The organism is Bacillus sp. SIMBA_005 (genome assembly GCF_046535585.1).
GTDB classification, from domain to species: Bacteria; Bacillota; Bacilli; order Bacillales; family Bacillaceae; genus Bacillus; species Bacillus pumilus.
Genome location: NZ_JAWRWI010000586.1, coordinates 1 through 263, shown reverse-complemented (window position 1 = coordinate 263; position 263 = coordinate 1). Strand labels below are relative to the sequence as shown.

1 protein-coding gene is annotated in these 263 nt (G+C 55.5%); it reads left to right on the top strand.

Going from position 1 to position 263, the window contains the following annotated elements:
• On the top strand, window positions 1-263 hold a 263-nt coding region (locus SB660_RS21400; RefSeq protein WP_410584414.1), incomplete at both ends, for a hypothetical protein.

Here is a 263-nt window from a genome sequence, read left to right as displayed (position 1 = left end):
CAGGCGTTCAGGAAATACGCGATAACCTGCTCAGAATCAATGGCGTCTGGCACGGAACAATTGCCGTTAATCTCGGACCTCAGAACCCGCAGAGCTTTGCGCATCTGCGTGAACTTATTCCGCGCAGCGTGCCGTTTCGTATTCGTCAGGATCTGATGCCCGGTGGTATGCGTCGTCTGGCAGGTAAGCAGACCGTGCTGGGCTTTACCGAATGGGTGCCGGGGCTGAAAGCTATCAGCGAATCCGTAAACCAGCTTGCTGAG